Origin of the sequence: Collinsella sp. AF28-5AC, assembly GCF_003457875.1 — a bacterium.
GTDB lineage: Bacteria > Actinomycetota > Coriobacteriia > Coriobacteriales > Coriobacteriaceae > Collinsella.
This window is the reverse complement of sequence record NZ_QRTA01000008.1, coordinates 55,991-72,437: the sequence shown is the minus strand read 5'-3', so window position 1 is coordinate 72,437 and position 16,447 is coordinate 55,991. Positions and strand designations below refer to the sequence as shown.

General features: G+C 61.8%; 12 protein-coding genes and 1 pseudogene. 4 read left to right on the top strand and 9 right to left on the bottom strand.

Annotated elements, in window-relative coordinates; all coding sequences use genetic code 11:
• Nucleotides 1-2: 2 nt before the first annotated feature.
• Both DWZ01_RS06820 and DWZ01_RS06815 read right to left on the bottom strand, forming a co-directional pair.
• Nucleotides 3-3,101, bottom strand: coding sequence for a PD-(D/E)XK nuclease family protein (locus tag DWZ01_RS06820; RefSeq protein ID WP_117769521.1), 3,099 nt, complete (start codon nucleotides 3,099-3,101; stop codon nucleotides 3-5).
• A 184-nt stretch (nucleotides 3,102-3,285) separates the two neighbouring features.
• Nucleotides 3,286-3,585 carry a YerC/YecD family TrpR-related protein gene (locus tag DWZ01_RS06815; RefSeq protein ID WP_022094855.1) on the bottom strand — a complete coding sequence of 100 codons (300 nt, stop codon included), beginning with the start codon at nucleotides 3,583-3,585 and terminating at the stop codon, nucleotides 3,286-3,288.
• 324 nt (nucleotides 3,586-3,909) lie between these two features.
• Here DWZ01_RS06815 and DWZ01_RS06810 point away from each other — a divergent pair, with 324 nt between their 5' ends.
• A complete protein-coding gene (locus tag DWZ01_RS06810) occupies nucleotides 3,910-4,275 on the top strand; it encodes a phage holin family protein (RefSeq protein WP_117769519.1) in 366 nt (121 codons plus the stop codon).
• 141 nt (nucleotides 4,276-4,416) lie between these two features.
• Here DWZ01_RS06810 and DWZ01_RS06805 read toward each other — a convergent pair whose 3' ends face one another.
• The gene (locus tag DWZ01_RS06805; protein WP_022094857.1) at nucleotides 4,417-4,845 is read right to left on the bottom strand and encodes an Rrf2 family transcriptional regulator; all 429 of its coding nucleotides are present in this window, start codon (nucleotides 4,843-4,845) and stop codon (nucleotides 4,417-4,419) included.
• Between the two features lie 253 nt (nucleotides 4,846-5,098).
• Between DWZ01_RS06805 and cysK the strand changes: the two genes are divergently transcribed.
• Entirely contained in the window at nucleotides 5,099-6,037 is a 939-nt protein-coding gene (gene cysK, locus DWZ01_RS06800) for a cysteine synthase A (protein WP_117769517.1), read from the top strand.
• Between the two features lie 178 nt (nucleotides 6,038-6,215).
• Nucleotides 6,216-7,319, top strand: a pseudogene (gene mnmA / locus DWZ01_RS06795) (tRNA 2-thiouridine(34) synthase MnmA); the annotation flags it as partial.
• Nucleotides 7,320-7,455: 136 nt separating this feature from the next.
• Here the strand turns inward: mnmA and DWZ01_RS06790 are convergent.
• The 3 genes from DWZ01_RS06790 to DWZ01_RS06780 form a co-directional block, all read right to left on the bottom strand.
• A complete protein-coding gene (locus DWZ01_RS06790; RefSeq protein WP_117769513.1) occupies nucleotides 7,456-8,499 on the bottom strand; it encodes a M42 family metallopeptidase in 1,044 nt (347 codons plus the stop codon).
• 604 nt (nucleotides 8,500-9,103) lie between these two features.
• On the bottom strand, nucleotides 9,104-10,270 hold the full coding sequence (gene fucO / locus DWZ01_RS06785) for a lactaldehyde reductase (protein WP_117769511.1): 1,167 nt from the start codon (nucleotides 10,268-10,270) through the stop codon (nucleotides 9,104-9,106).
• 165 nt (nucleotides 10,271-10,435) lie between these two features.
• The gene (locus DWZ01_RS06780) at nucleotides 10,436-11,152 is read right to left on the bottom strand and encodes a YoaK family protein (protein WP_117769509.1); all 717 of its coding nucleotides are present in this window, start codon (nucleotides 11,150-11,152) and stop codon (nucleotides 10,436-10,438) included.
• A gap of 253 nt (nucleotides 11,153-11,405) precedes the next feature.
• Here DWZ01_RS06780 and DWZ01_RS06775 point away from each other — a divergent pair, with 253 nt between their 5' ends.
• On the top strand, nucleotides 11,406-13,541 hold the full coding sequence (locus tag DWZ01_RS06775) for a YgiQ family radical SAM protein (protein WP_233504580.1): 2,136 nt from the start codon (nucleotides 11,406-11,408) through the stop codon (nucleotides 13,539-13,541).
• 156 nt (nucleotides 13,542-13,697) lie between these two features.
• On the opposite strand, the gene DWZ01_RS06770 is transcribed toward DWZ01_RS06775, so the two are convergent.
• The 3 genes from DWZ01_RS06770 to DWZ01_RS06760 form a co-directional block, all read right to left on the bottom strand.
• The gene (locus tag DWZ01_RS06770; RefSeq protein ID WP_158556879.1) at nucleotides 13,698-14,606 is read right to left on the bottom strand and encodes a CPBP family intramembrane glutamic endopeptidase; all 909 of its coding nucleotides are present in this window, start codon (nucleotides 14,604-14,606) and stop codon (nucleotides 13,698-13,700) included.
• Between the two features lie 23 nt (nucleotides 14,607-14,629).
• The gene (locus tag DWZ01_RS06765) at nucleotides 14,630-14,851 is read right to left on the bottom strand and encodes a hypothetical protein (protein ID WP_022093947.1); all 222 of its coding nucleotides are present in this window, start codon (nucleotides 14,849-14,851) and stop codon (nucleotides 14,630-14,632) included.
• Nucleotides 14,852-15,066: 215 nt separating this feature from the next.
• Entirely contained in the window at nucleotides 15,067-16,425 is a 1,359-nt protein-coding gene (locus DWZ01_RS06760) for an ATP-binding cassette domain-containing protein (protein WP_117769503.1), read from the bottom strand.
• Between the last annotated feature and the right edge of the window lie 22 nt (nucleotides 16,426-16,447).

Genomic DNA, 16,447 nt, shown 5'->3' with positions numbered 1-16,447 from the left:
GTCTACACGTCCCTCCTTACAAACGTTCCTTCGTGGTTATACGAGCAGCGCGCATGCGCGGCCTGAGCCGACGTCGGGTCGATGGCGGCAACGTTGCCTGCCTCGAGCTCGCGCAGGCGCTCGGCGATGCCAGCCTCAACGCGATCGAGCAGGGCGTCGAAGTCCATGCTGCCACCCTCGCCGGGGAAACCTTTCTTAAGGCCCGGGATGCGACCGTCGCCGCGCTCTTCCTCGAGCAGCTCGGCGCTCGCAGCACCGCGCAACGCCGGCTTGCCACCCTTGGTCGAAAAGTAGAGCGCCGCGCGGGTGTCCAAATCCAGCGCCCGGCGCATGGCCTGGGCGTAGATGAGCGTTTGGGTATGTGGTGGCAACCAGCGTGGATCGTCGATGGGCGCCGTGCCCGATTCCTCGTCGCGCACCGTAGGGTCGGCGAGCTTAAACTCCTCAACGCCCGTGCGATGCTTGTAGTCGATCACCACGGCACGATTCTCGGCGTCCACGTCCACGCGATCGATGCGCCCGCCAAGCGGCCAACCGGCATACTCGACCTTGAGCTCGTTGAAGGCGAACTCCAGGTAGCGCGGGGCAAAGGGGGCAAGTGCCTCGGACTCGTAGGCAAGCACACCCTCCAGCTGCGGCAAGATCTCGGCCACCTGGCGCTCCTCCACCGCAGAGAGCGGCACCAGCGGGCCCTCGTTGCCACGCTTGGAGGCATGCTCGGCCAAGGTCTCGTCAAAGACCTCGCGCAGCAGCTCCTGAGCACGTGGCAGGTTCTCGGGCGTCACGCGCTCCATGCCCTCCTGGGGCAGACGGGCGTGCAGGTGTTCCAGCACGTCGTGGACAAAGTTGCCCTTCTCCATATTGCCAAAGCCTGCGTCGATCGACTGGGGCTTCACGCGGTACGAGACGAACCAGCATAGCGGGCAGGTCGAATAGGCCTCGATCTGCGAGGCAGACGTCAGGCGCGGCACGAGCGGCGCGTCCTCACCCTCGCCATCGCGACGGCGCAGGACCAGATACGGAATGGCTTCATCGCTCAGATGCTGAGGAGCATCGCAGGTCACGCGCTCGCGCCTAAGACCTTCGCCTGCAGCGGGATCAAAGTCGGCGATGATATCGCCCTCGCCCACGCGCATGGGCTTGGCAGCGCCAGCGGCCTCGGCATGTGCCCACAGCTCGGTCCATACGGCTGCCGGGTAGCACTCGCGTGCCTGGCGATCGTGCGTCACACGGGCGAGCGCGACCGGACCGCTCGCCGCCTGCATCGCACGGCCAAAGCGCACGCGCAGCAGGGCAGCGGGCTCCAAAGACACGCCGTCGCGGCGCAGCTCGGCTGTCAACGTGGCAAGCGGGCCCTCTTCGTGCGAAAGCGGATAGCTGTCCAGGTCGACATCGGCAAACAGCACGGCATCGTAGCTGCCAGGGCGAAGAACCGACGCATCGGCAAGCGACGCGAAGCGCACTTGTGCTCGTGGTGTGCGATCGACCTCATAGGTCTCGTAATCGTAGGCGGTACTGCGCTTGTCCACCTTGGTTCGAACGCCGTCGAGAACCGGCACGGTCGCGGCCTGCGACACGTCGAGCGCGCGAGCATCGTTCATAAGGATGTCGATGGCATGGCGCAGCAAAGCCGTCTCTGCCTGGCGACGGGCCTGGCCGTCAAGGCCGCCTAGAGCGCGATCGGGCAACGCCTCGGCAACGGCAAGCATGGCCTTAAGCGCCGTCACGGGCTTGTCACGCCACAGCGCCTGGAACACGTCCGAGACCACACACGGTACGTTCTTAAACCAGTTATCGTCGCTCGTCGCCTTGCGCGCGCCCCTCACCTGGCCCTGAACGCTCTGCAGCAGGCTCTTGACGCCCGCGGTAGTCTTGCTGCGCGAGAGACGCATATTCTTATCGAAGGTACGGGCATTGACGGCATCAGCGCCCGAAAGCGGACTGTAGATCCAGTCGGTAAGCTCCGGCGCGGGCCACCACTCAGTCTTGGAAGCGGTGCCCTCGTCGGCGGCTTTCATACGCTCGATCAGGTTGGCGAGCGCCGTAAACTGCCTGCCCGCGATGGACTGGGAAAACGCCGTGAACTCAGTCGTCTCGGCCGCAATGTGACGTGCCGCCAAACGGGCGGCGAGCTCGCCGAACAGCTGGGGTGCCCGGGCAGAAACGACGAGCACGCGCACGGGGTCGGCGGGCGTTGCAGTAGCTTTATCGGCCTTGGACTCCTTGTGCGCTTTCACCAACTTATCGATGGCGTCCGCATAGACATGAGCACGGGCATGGGGGCCGGCGACCTCAATAAAGGCAGGCTGAGCGGCGGCCCCGCAAGCGACATCAGACGCGACGGCGTCCTCCCCCAGCGGCGCGATCTCAAACAGCACACCGCGGGCATCAAATGCCGTGGCAAGCTCCTCGCGCATCGCCGCCTGCTCGCAGGCAAGCAGCACGACGACCTCTCCCCCATTGTTCGCCACGGCAGACAGCAGCTCGAGTAGACCGTGCGTAAACGACGTGGTACCGCGCACGCATACGGCGCGGGCGCACGCCGGCAGGCTATCGGCCAGGGCACCGGCCATAATGTCGGCTGCCTCGCAGGGCTCGACCATATCTCGACGGTCCAAACCGCCCGCGTAGGCACGCAAAAGCTCAAACACACGAGCCTCGGCATCGCTTTTTGGCTCAGGCTGGCAATTGTTGCCACCGCATCGCTCGGCCGTCGTCCCCGCCACACCCGGCAGCACATCGCGGGCCATGCGCGCGAGCATGCGCACCGTGCCCTGGCTACGCGAAAGCGGCTGCAGGTCGGCATCGTCGCGGCGGGCAATCATATCCGAAAACAGCATCTGACGTTGCAGGTTGTCGACGAAACCGCGCCCGTCGCCCAAAAGCTCCCAAAGCGAGCGAAGCCACGATGCGGGTGTCTTGTAGTCGATACCCAGCGAAATGCCGGCTTCCGCCGCATCATGACGGCACAGATCGAGCTCGGCAAACGTTGGTGCCAGCAACACGGCACGCCCGTGACGGGCAATAAGGTCGGCAAGCAGCGCCGACTCGGCATCGCTCAAATCCGTGCCGGCATTGGTGGTATAGATTCGAACAGGCATGGTCCTCCGCTCAAACCGTTCGCAATAATCAATGCATCCATCCTACCCGCCCAAGCGGACACATTGCCACCGCAGTTCCATCTTTTGGTACAAAGCAACCTGAACCCAACGCACCAGCCGATTGCAGGCATATAAAAACCGCCCCCGGAGGGACGGTTCTTCGTAATTCAATGTTGTCGCTGGCCTACTCGCCATCCTCCAACTTAATGAGGATCTTGCGGTAGCCACCGTACTCGCCGTTCAGCGCCTTTGAAACGCGGCTCACCGTGGTGGACGAAGCGCCGGTACGGGCCTGAACCTCAACATAAGGCTCGCCCTCGTCCAAATAGCGCGCAACCTGCAAACGCTGAGAAAGGTCGCAAATCTCGCGCGGCGTGCAGATATCGGTCAAAAACGCTTGGATATCCTTCTCGTCGTCCAAAAGGCTAAATGCGTGGACCAGCTGCTTGACATCAGGCTTGTCAAACATGTTCTCGATATTCATCGATCACCGCCAAACCCGCCAAAAGGCATCGAAGTTGATACTGACATCGGGCATCGTTCACCCGTTCTATGCAATAGGGCAACGCCTGTGGCTTTTGCCCGTAGCAGTGTAGCACACCACCAAACTAAAGCGACAAGACTCTCTGCCAGCGGCGCGTTTTTCAGGACGAACGCCGTTTAGAAACCGTATGCGCACGTAAGCTCCACGAATATTTGAGACAATGGGCGCCCAAACACCGCGGCGCGCCCGCGCAACCATCCAGGTCGCCGCCGCAAGCCGCTTCACGCGACGCCAGCAACCCCGGCGCAAGAAAGGATTCACGCCATGCGCTTTATGCTTAACTGGCTCTTCACCTCGATCGCCATCGCGATCGCCACGTTCCTCGTCCCCGGTATCCAACCCTTCGGCTTTGCCGAGACCTGGGTCTGCTTTGCCTTTGTGGGACTGTTCCTGAACATTGTCGATTCGCTCGTCAAGCCGTTCCTGACCGTCATCTCACTGCCGCTCACTATTATTACGCTTGGTGTTTTTCAGCTCGTAGTCAACAGCTTTATGCTTGAGCTCGCGAGTTACCTGTCGGTCAACCTGCTGGGCGTCGGCATCTCCATCGCCAGCTTTGGATCGGCCTTTATGGGCAGCATCCTGGTGTCCATCACGCGCAGCATCCTCGACAGCATCGCCGAGGACTAAAACGGCCATTCCGGCCGTGTCCGTCTCAACAGCCCAAAACGAAGGCCGCCCATCGCAAAAATGGGCGGCCTTCTTATTTGCCAAGTCTCAAAGGGCGAGAAAATCTACCATTTCCACCCCGTCCCCAAATGCAGGTGTGGGTTAGATGACGTAGTCGTAGCCATGGTTGGGAGCGACAAGTTGATCGAGCGTCACACCGTCGAGGTAGTCGTTGATGAGCTTGTCCAGGTTCTTCCACACGTCGAGCGTGGGGCACTCATCCGAACGCGAGCAGCCCTTGCAGTCGCCATCCAGGCAGGCGACCGGCGCCAGACTGCCCTCGGTCAGGCGCAAGATCTCGCCCACCGTGTATTGCTCGGGCGGGCGCGTGAGCACATAGCCGCCGCCCTTGCCGCGCATGCCCGAGAGCATGTTGGCGCGCACGAGCGTAGCCAAAATGTTCTCGAGATATTTCTCGGAAATCCCCTGTCGCGCCGCGATCTCTTTGAGTGGGATGCGACCGGCTGCCTGGTGCTCGGCCAGATCGACCATAACGCGCAGGGCATATCTGCCCTTAGTAGAAACCAACATGTATAGTGCTGCCTTTCGGTCATTTAGTCCGTAGAAATTCTAGCCGAAATATTGGTTTTGAAAATACCCGTTCCGGTCAAGATGGTTAATCGACTCGTAATAATCTTCTATTTCCTATTGCGTTACTAGGCTTTACTGTCTACTATGCTTGCCAACAGCAAAACGAACAACCCATAAGGTTTGTGGGTTTCGCTGCTACACACACCGTAAAACCACACGGTATCCAGTCATTTGAACACTTTGGAGGTTCACCATGAGCAAGGTTTACACGTCCATCGATCAGCTTATCGGCCACACCCCGCTTCTGGAGCTCACCCACTTTGAGGGCGACGAGGACCTCAAGGCTCGCGTGCTCGTCAAACTGGAATACTTCAACCCCGCCGGATCCGTTAAAGACCGCGTCGCCAAGAACATGATTGACGAGGCCGAGAAGGCAGGCAAGCTCGTGCGCGGCGGCGACTACACCATCATCGAGCCCACGAGCGGCAACACCGGCGTCGGCATCGCCTCGGTGGCGGCGGCTCGCGGCTACAAGGTGATCATCACCATGCCCGAGACCATGTCCGTCGAGCGCCGCAAGCTGATGCAGGCATACGGTGCGCAGCTCGTGCTCACCGACGGCTCCAAGGGCATGAAGGGCGCTATCGCCAAGGCCGAGGAGCTGCAGAAGGAGACTCCCAACAGCATCATCGCCGGCCAGTTTGTGAATCCCGCCAACCCGGCCATTCACAAGACCACGACCGGCCCCGAGATCTGGGACGACACCGACGGTCAGGTCGACATCTTCGTCGCCGGCGTTGGCACCGGTGGTACCGTGACCGGCGTGGGCGAGTTCCTCAAGGAGCAGAACCCCGAGATTAAGGTCGTCGCCGTCGAGCCCGCCACCTCCCCGGTGCTCTCTAAGGGCCAGGCTGGTCCGCACAAGATCCAGGGCATCGGCGCCGGCTTTGTGCCCGACGTCCTCGACACCCAGGTCTACGACGAGATCATCCCCGTCGAGAACGACGACGCCTTTGCCACCGGCCGCGCCGTGGGCCACAAGGAGGGCGTGCTCGTGGGCATTTCGTCCGGTGCCGCCGTGTGGGCCGCACTGCAACTGGCCAAGCGTCCCGAGAACGAGGGTAAGACCATCGTGGCCCTGCTTGCCGACACCGGCGAGCGCTACCTGTCCACGGCACTGTTCCAGGACTAAGGGCCCGTCACTTGTCGATAGGCCCAAGGCACGCCGGTCTACCCTCTCTTCTGGCGGCCTGAGCTCATCTCGTTAGGGTGTCCCACGAGACGTCCGAACTTGCTACAATGTCTGCGGCGCGGAACCAGCCTCCCGCGCCGCTTTTCTTTTTTGGCCACATGCCACCAAGGAGAACCTCCCCATGCACAACAAGCGCGTGCTCGTCGCCATGAGCGGCGGCGTCGATTCCAGCGTGACCGCGTACCTGCTCAAAAGCCAGGGCTACGAATGCGTCGGCGCCACCATGCGCCTCACCTGCCCCGCACCCGATCCCATCACGGGCATGAGTAAGGTCGACCGCGACATCGCCGACGCAAAGGCCGTCGCCGAGCGTCTGGGGATCCCCCATCATGTGCTCGACCTGCAGCAGACGTTCGACCGCAACGTTATCGAGCGCTTTGTGAACGCCTACCAGGAGGGACTGACGCCCAACCCGTGCATTATCTGCAACCGCCACATTAAGTTTGGCGCGCTGCTCGATGCGGCGCTGGACATGGGCTGCGACTACATCGCAACGGGACATTACGCCAAAACAAGCCAGGCGGCAGACGGCACCTGGCAGCTACATCGCGGCGAAGATTCCAAAAAGGACCAGAGCTACTTTTTGTATTCGCTTACGCAGGAGCGCCTGGCGCACACGATCTTTCCGCTGGCGGGCCTAGACAAAGAGCGCAACGTGCGCCGCATAGCCGCCGAGCAGGGCTTTACCAACGCCCAAAAGGCCGAAAGCGAGGACATCTGCTTTATTCCAGACGGCGACTACGCGGGCTATATCGAGCGCCGCTGCGGACATCCCGCTGCACCGGGCGACATTGTGTGGCGCGACGGCAGCGTGGTCGGACGCCATAACGGCGCGTTGCGCTATACCATCGGCCAGCGCAAGGGCTTGGGCGTCGCGATGGCGCATCCCGTGTATGTGACGGGCGTCGATGCCGCCAACAACACCGTGCATCTGGGCGAGGCCGAGGACCTAACGGCCACAGCACTCACGGCCGACGACTGGATCTGGAGCGCCCCTGCCGACCGCATGGAGGCAGAACTCGATGCCGGCGGCATTCGCGTGGGCGCCAAGTACCGTTACCGTCAGAAAGACCAAGCAGCGACCCTTACGCGCGGCGAAGACGGGCAAATGCTGCTGACTTTTGACGAGCCGCAGCGAGCCATCGCCCCCGGCCAGGCCGTTGTAGTCTACCACGGCGACATCGTCCTCGGCGGCGGCACGGTGACCGGCGCACTTAAGTAGCCCCATCCCCTTCATAAATTGCGGTGAAATAGGGACTGTTTAAGCGTTTAAAACCGCCAAACAGTCCCTATTTCACCGCGACTTAGAGAGGACGGCCTCGGTCGGTACTGCCGTATCAGCCGAGGCCGCTGCATCGTTAGCGCTGTACGTAGGCGCGGACGAGCTCGTAGGTGTTGCGCACGCCGTCCATGTGGCTGCGCTCGTAGTTGTGGCTCGCGTACACGCCGGGGCCGATCAGGCCGTGACGGATGTCGTAGCCGGCGGAAAGCGTGGCCTCAACGTCCGAGCCGTAATGCGGGTACACGTCGATAGCGTAATCGAGCTCAAGCTCGCGCGCGATATTGGACAGCGTGGTCACCAGGTCGTAGTTGTACGGACCGCCCGAATCCTTGGCGCAGATCGACACCATGTGCTCGGTGCAGCCTAGGTCGTCGCCCACGCAGCCCATGTCAACGCTGATCATCTCGCGCGTGTCGGCCGGCACGAAGGCGCCGCCGTGGCCCACCTCCTCGTACACGGTAAAGAGCAGCGAAACCTTACGCGAAAGCGTCACCTCACCAGCGGCGACGGCACGCGCCAAGCCCAGCAAAATGGCGGCCGAAAGCTTGTCATCCAGGAAGCGGCTCTTAATGTAGCCGCTCTCCGTCACCGTGGTACGCGGATCCATAGCGATGATGTCGCCGGTCTGAATACCCAGCTCGAGCACATCGTCCTTGCTGTCGACGTTCTCGTCGAGCAGGATCTCCATGTTCTTCTCGACGGTCTTGACCGGCTCGTCGGCAACGTGCGCCGAAGGCTCGGTATTGAGAACCACGCCCGTGTACACATTGCCGTCACGCGTGTAGACAGTGCAGTTCTCGCCATCGGCCGTAGACCACTGGTGCCCACCAAGCGTCGTGGGACGCAGGCGGCCATTGTCCTTAATGGAGCGCACCATGGCGCCCAGGGTATCGACATGGCTCGCCAGTACGAGCGGCTCACCCTCGCCACCAAGTTCAACGAGCACGTTACCCTTATTAGAACGCTCAGGCCCAAACCCCATATCGCGCAGCGTCTCCATCAGATAATCAGTCGCCGCACGGGTATAGCCCGTCGGCGAAGCAATAGAAGTCAGCGTCTTAAGCTGTCCCGCGATATAGGAGAGCGTCTCCTCTAGAGAAGCATCGATTACAGAAGCCATGTGCATCCTTCCAAGCAAAACTAAGACCGAGTCCCGATTTTAACCGTTCTGCACGCGCAAGGCTCTGGGAGCCGAGCCACCTCCAGACGTCCTCGCGCCGATTTTGCGCACGAGCACGGCTTACGATCCCAATCTTGCATAAATCCTATCGGTATCTGCATAGAAATGAGGAATCTTTTTGCTTCGTCTCAGGGTACCCCACCTTGGGCCGTGCAAAAAACGGAGTATTCAGCATCGTGGGCCCCAACGACCCCATCGCGAACGACAAAACGACGCGGTTACAGCAGTGTTGCGGGTCGTCGCAAAGCAGAAACTCAGTAACAACCCCCTCCACTCATCGATAGCCCACCCGCAATGGCTGTCGATGGGCGCCTGCGGGCCACTACGGGCCATTCAAAACGTTATGCATTTTTAAGAGCTTGCTGAATACTCCCAAAAATGCACGCTGGGAAGTGCACCACCTATCCGTAGCGGGCAGTACACCTTGGTTTTGCCCGTCTCAGGGCATCGACGCAGCACAAAAAGCCCCGCCATGCGTAGCACGGCGGGGCCAGCGGCAAGTCAAAAGACCATACGCCTACGGGCGAAGGACCACCAAACTGGGTTAGGCAACCGGGCAGATCTTCTTGAAGAGCTCGATGACGTCGTCGAGCGTCGCCTCGCGCGGGTTACCCGGGAAACAAGCGTCGGCCATGGCGTCCTTGGCCAGGACCTCGATCTCGTCAGCCTTCATGGCCTCGCAGACGTGCGGGATATTCACGTCGGCGGAAAGCTGCTTGACGGCGGCGATAGCGGCGTCGGCAGCCTCGTCGGTGCTCATGCCCGTGGTGTCAACGCCCATGGCGACGGCAACCTTGGCCAGACGCTCGGCGCAAACCGGCTTGTTGAACTCCATGGCGATCGGCAGCAGCATGGCGCAAGCGACGCCGTGCGGGGTGTCGTAGTGAGCGGACAGGGTGTGAGCCATGGCGTGGTCGATGCCCAGGCCAACATTGGAGAAGCCCATGCCGGCGACATACTGGCCAAGGGCCATGCCCTCGCGGCCGGAGCCGGGCTGGCCGGACTTGGCCTCGGCAACGGAGTCGCGTAGGTTCTCGCTGATCAGCTTGATGGCCTCAAAGTGGAACATGTCGGAGAGCTCCCAAGCGCCCTTGGTGGTATAGCCCTCGATGGCGTGGGTCAGAGCGTCCATGCCGGTGGAGGCGGTCAGGCCGGCGGGCATGGAAGCCATCATGTCGGGGTCGACGACGGCGACCTCGGGGGCGTCGTTGGTGTCGACGCACACGAACTTGCGGACCTTCTCGGGGTCGGTGATGACGTAGTTGATGGTCACCTCGGCAGCGGTACCGGCGGTCGTCGGCACGGCGATGGTGAACACGGCGTGGTTCTTAGTGGGAGCAACGCCCTCGAGGCTGCGGACATCGGCGAACTCGGGGTTGTTGATGATGATGCCGATGGCCTTGGCGGTGTCCATGGAGGAGCCGCCACCGATGGTCACGATAGCGTCAGCCTCGGCGGCCTTGAAGGCCTCGACGCCGTCCTTGACGTTCTGAATCGTGGGGTTGGGCTTGATCTCGGAGTAGAGGCTCCAAGCGATGCCGGCGGCGTCGAGCTCGTCGGTCACCTTAGCGGTAACGCCAAACTTGACCAGATCGGGGTCGGAGCAGACGAAGATCTTCTTGTAGCCGCGACGCTGGAGCTCGCCGGGGATCTCCTTGATGGCGCCGGAACCATGATAAGAGATGGTATTGAGAACGAAACGATTAGCCATTGATAGCCTCCCATCGTGTGCGGGGCATCCATTACGCCCCACGCTATGAGTCCCATCCTAACGCTTTTGAAACAAAAAACGCGTGAGAACGTCAAACTATTTAAAGCGTTTCAACAGATGATGAAAAATAATGCGGCGAAGGGACAGCCCCTTTGCCGCATTCGGTTACTTTCGGCAGCCCTCTTTCCAAGCCTCGGCCGCAACCTTCCAGCGTAAGCGCAAGTCGCGCTCGCGGTCGATGAACATGATGGCAAACGCGACAAACAGCAGCAAGCTCGCCACGACGATGGCGTGCAGGCCCATGCGCTCAATACACCAGTTGCCCAACACGGCGCCAAACACAAAGGTAAAGATCACGCCAAAGTACAGCAGGCCGTTTTCCAAAAAGCCGCGCCTGTGGGTGATGATGTAATCGTCCACGTTTTGCAGCGCGTTGCGCAAGTTGCCGATGCACATGGTCGTAGCGATGCCGTGACCGTGGATCTTGCGGAAGCTCTCGACCTGCATGCCGCAGGCAAACGAGGTAAGGCAGTTGGCGAGCAGGTTGTAACCGCCACCGGGGATAAAGCTCACGCCCAGCAAGATGACGGCTTCAAAGAACACCGTCACCTGACGCCAGTGGATCACGCTGCCAAACCGCTCGTGCACCAGGTCGGCAAGCATAATGCCCACGGCAAACGACACCACGGGGAAGAAATAGCGTCCCGCCAGCACCCAATTGCCCTCCGAAATGCTCACGCCCACAAGCAGGATGTTGCCCGTCTGCGCGTTGGCGAAAACATGGTCGCGCCCAATGTACGAATACACATCCATAAAGCCACCGGCGAGCGCCAGGATAATGCCCAGTTCGATGGACTCCGATATCTGTTTGGCACGCTGCATCGTCGTGCATCCTCCTTGTTGACGACCCTCTCGTGCGTTGGCGGAAACATAACCGCCGTTCATACTGTAACCCATTGACAACATGGCGTGCGCGCGAGACGGGTTCTCCAACGCGCAGATACACAGTCTGGAAACAAACGACTGGCTCAGCGACGCTCTCACTCACCAGCTCATGTACTCCCCCAGTCTTTTTAGCCCCGCCCCAAAAAGACTGGTTACAATTACGTGCAGCATACAAACACCGGGAGGGATCGTGGCAAAAAAGCCTCAGCACGCTCAGAACAACCAGCGCAGTCAGCAGGGCAAACAGGGCCAGCAGCAAAAGCGTGGCGGCAAGGCCCAGGGCGGCCACGCCGCTCATACCCCGGCAGCGCCCGCCCGCCCCTGGCGCCCGGGCCGCGATAAATTCCTCCCCGTCAGTCGAGCCGACATGGATGCACGCGGCTGGGACCAGTGCGACTTTGTCTACATCTGCGGCGACGCCTACGTGGACCATCCCAGCTTTGGCATGGCCATCATCAGCCGCGTCCTCGACGCGCACGGCTACAAAGTGGGCATCATCTGCCAACCCGACTGGACCGACCCCGCCAGCATCACCGTGCTCGGCGAGCCGCGCCTAGGCTTTCTCGTCAGTGCCGGCAACATGGACTCTATGGTCAACCACTATTCGGTGACCAAGCATCGCCGCCACACCGACGCCTATACCCCCGGTGGCGAAGAGGGGCGCCGTCCCAATCGCGCCGTCACGGTCTACGGCAACCTCATCCGCCAGACGTTTAAGGACGCCCCCATCATTATCGGTGGCATCGAGGCAAGCCTGCGTCGCCTGGCCCACTACGACTACTGGCAGGACAAGCTCAAGCGCTCGGTGCTGCTCGACTCGGGCGCCGACATCCTCATCTACGGCATGGGCGAGCACGCGATTGTCGAGATCGCCGACGCGCTCGACGCGGGACTGCCCGTCGACCAGATTACCTATATCAACGGCACCGTCTACCGCACCAACTCGCTCGACGAGGTCTACGACTACGACCTGCTGCCCAGCTGGGACGATCTTGCCGCCGACAAGCTCAACTACGCGCGCAGCTTTAACGTGCAGCAGCAGAATATGGACCCCATCACCGGCCATCGCCTGGTAGAGCCCTATCCCAACAGCGTCTATGTGGTGCAAAACCCGCCGTCGACGACACTCACCACCGACGAGATGGACGAGGTGGCAGAGCTCCCCTACGCACGCGATTGGCATCCCGACTACGACGCGGCAGGCGGCGTGCCGGCCTTTGCCGAGATCAAGTTTTCAATCAGCTCTAACCGCGGGTGCTTTGGCGAGTGCTCGTTTTGCGCCCTCACCTTCCACCAGGGTCGCGTGCTGCAGATGCGCAGCCACGACTCGATCATGCGCGAGGCCGAGCTGCTCACGCACGACCCCGAGTTTAAGGGATACATCAACGACGTGGGCGGACCGACGGCCAACTTTAGCCGCCCTGCCTGCGACAAGCAGCTCAAGCACGGTGTGTGCAAGAACAAGCGCTGCCTGTGGCCGAGCGTATGCAAGAACATGGTGGTCGACGAGAGCGGCTACACGCAGTTGCTGCGCGACCTGCGCCAGCTACCGGGCGTCAAGAAGGTCTTCGTCCGCAGCGGCATCCGTTTTGACTACACCATGGCCGATGCCTCGGACGAGTTTTTGCGCGAGCTGCTGGAGCATCACGTCTCGGGCCAGCTGCGCGTAGCGCCCGAGCACGTGAGCGACGCCGTGCTGTCTGTGATGGGCAAGCCGAGCCGCGCCGTCTACGACGCATTCTGCCGTAAATTTGAACGCTTGAACCGCGAATACGGACTCAAGCAGTACGTAGTGCCGTACCTAATCTCGAGCCATCCCGGCTCAACGATGAAGGAAGCTGTGGACCTTGCCGAGGCCGTGAGAGACATGGGCTACATGCCCGAGCAGGTGCAGGACTTCTACCCCACGCCGTCCACCATGTCGACGTGCATGTACTACACCGGCGTGGATCCGCGCACCATGGAGCCGATCTATGTGGCGCGCGACCCGCACGAGAAAGCCATGCAGCGCGCGCTCATCCAGTATCGCAAGCCCGAGAACTACAAGCTGGTGCGCGAGGCGCTGGAAAAGGCCGGCCGCCGCGATTTGATCGGCTACACCAAGCATTGCCTGATTCGTCCCGTGCCCCCGCGTCCGGGCGAGACGTCTGCTGGCGGTGGCCATGGCACCGGCAAGAAGGGCGGCAAGGCCCACGGTGGCGCCGCCGGCAAGGGACCCAAAGGCAGCAAGGGCCACGGTGGCATGTCGCGCGCGCAGAACACTGCCGGACGCAACCGCGCGGCCCAGGGACGTCAGGGCGCCAACGGCGGCGGACGCCACAACTAGCGTGGCGAGGGCCGGCCGGTGCCTCTTGGCCAGTCGGCGTCTCCTCATCGCCCAAGCGTGTTTTCCCTAGGGGAAACACGCTTGGGCTGTCTCCAGTCGTGATTTCCCTAGGGGGAACACGCTCAGACACGCCTAGCCGTGTTTTCCTTAGGGGAATCACGCTTGCTGGCAGGGACGATCCGTCTGGCACGTCAGTTTGAGCGACCGCATCGCCTCTACCAGCACAAAGCCGGCGATGCCAACCGTGACCACAACGTCGAGCGGCGTATTCACAAACCACGGCAGCCCCATGAGATACGACCCGGCATTAAAGGCAAAGTGCAGCAGGATCGTGTAGCGGAGCTTTCCGGTGGTCACGAGCACCCAACCGAAGATGAGGCCGGCGGCACCCGCGTAGCAACCCTGTACCCAATTCATGTGCATAAAACCGAAGATTGCCGCCTGCAGTACAATCGCCGCTGCGATACCCCACGTGCTTGGGGCCGCCCAGGGCACCATGGCGCCGCCCTGCGCGCTCGCACGACGCCGGCGCTTCCAGAGCGGACGGCACTGCGGGTTAAATGCTCGGAGCGAAAACTCAAAAATGATACCGCGCACCAGCAGCTCCTCGCAAAACGGAGCGCCGATCACCGTGGTCAGGACGGCCAGATAGCTCGTTTCGCCCATGCCCGTCTCCTCGACAAGTTCGCTGTAATCGGCCGCCGCCTCGGGCAACAGCGACAGCACAGCGTCGGTCACGTAGCCAACGACCACCTGCAGGGCAAGGCCGATCACGATAACGCAGGCGATGCGCCTCCATGCTTTGCCTGCTCCCCCGCCAAGCGGGCGCTCGCCCTGCCAGCGCGCCATAAACGAGCGCGGCCACAGATAACGCCACCACAGCAGTGCCATCAAAAACGACGCCATCTGCGCGGCAGCCTGAAGCAATTGAATATCGAGGTCGTCAATCGAAAAGCCCATGAACACCGACGCGACACCAAGGGCGGAAAACAAAACGACGCTCAGGGCAATATCGGCAGCGACGACGCCAAAACAGGCAAGCGCCCAAATCATCGCATTGAGCATGCCAACCTCCTCCCGACGACTAGTCATTGGGGACGTTCTTCAACGACTAGCTGTTGGGGACACTCTTTACCAAAAGCCCCGCTCGGCGAGATGTCGAACGGGAAGGTGCCGCAGCGATTGAAGGCGGCGATAAACATGCGGATGGCGTTGGACGGCGTAGTGCCCACGAGCTGGGTTGCCGCCGCGAAGGCCGCCTTTTCCTCGGGCAAGACCTTCGCGACAACCGGGGTCATGTGTTCTGCCATGGCGCTTCCTTTTTGAAACGACGGTGGTGCGGATGGATGCGGGCCACGCGGCTGGGCGACGGGCTGTGAAGGCAACCCGATTGGCCCGCATCTTGAGTTTGTTCTACGGCGTTGGTATTACTTGGTATTCCTAAGTATTACCCCGTAGATAGAATACCATACCCGACCCCATGGGGACGGAGAAAAAACGGATCAATTTGTTGCTGAGTAAGTCTTTAGAGCGTGATGATGTCCGAGATATTGAGGGCCCGAGCGTCAGCGGAATCGTGCGTGGCAAGCAACAGCATACGGCCGTCGAGCAAGTCGAGCACGACCTCGGTGCATGCGTCGCGCGCAGCGATGTCTAGACCGGTAAAGGGCTCGTCCAGAATCACTGCGCCGCCCGGACACAGCAGGGCTCGGGCAATCTCGACACGACGGCGCTGCCCGCCCGAGAGCTCGGCCACGCGGGCATGCACATCGATCCCCGGTACCAGCAGGCGCAACAAGGCAGCGGCACTCGAGGTATTCACGCGTGCATCGGCGCACACCAGCACGTTATCCAAAGCAGAGGCGTCCTCGACCAGGCGCACATCCTGAAACACCATGGAGCACGGTGCGCACTCCCCCGCCACCAGCGCAAGCAACGTCGACTTGCCCACGCCCGAAGCGCCCATCACACAGGTGCGTCCACCGGCGGGCACATGAAGCACCAGTCCGTCGAGCGCCGGCGACCAGGGCGCCCGGTCGCCCACGGCGAGCGCAAGCTCCGCAGCAGCCCCGCCGCCAGCAGAGCCGCACGCACGCCCGCGGCCACCGCGCCCATGCGCCCGCACGGCAGTACGCCACGCCACGGGCCCCGAAGCCCGCAGCAACCACACCAGCACGCGCTCGCATGCCCACGATGCCGCCACGACCAGCACGGTCCACGCCAGCAGGTCCGCCGTCTCGATCAAAAGCTTCGCCTGATAGATGCGTTCGCCCACGGTGCCCGTCGCCATGCCGATGAGCTCCGCCGCCACGCCGGCCTTCCAGCTCATGCCGATCACGGCACGCGCACACGAAAGCACAAACGGCAGGACCTCGCGCCAGGTATGGGCGCAAAACAGACGCCAACCCTGCACGCCATGCAGACGAAACATCTGCTCCAGCGGCTGATCAACCTGTGCCAAACCCTCGACCAGCGAAAAATACACTCCCGGCAGCGCCATCAAAAAGACCGCCGCAATGCTTACGCGCGCCGACCCCAGCCAAATGAGCAGCAGGACCACCACGCAGGCAACCGGCGTCGCCTTAACAAACGAAAGCGCCGGAGCCACCAAGCGGGCAAACGCCCGCGAGCGCGACGAAATTCCGGCCAGCAAACCACCGCACACCGCGGCAAGCGCCAAACCGCCTAGAATCCGCGCACCCGAGCCCGCCAGAATCGCCCACGTGCCGGCATCGCATACCAGCCGCAGCAACGCCACCACAACAGCACCCGGACCCGGCAAAATCAGCGGCTGTGCCACCAGCGCCGCCACGAAGACCCACACGGCAAGCCAAAAGGCGGCAACGGCACCTGCTGCCGCCACCGCCTTCATACGCTCTATCATTTGTCGAGCAAACGCACGCACG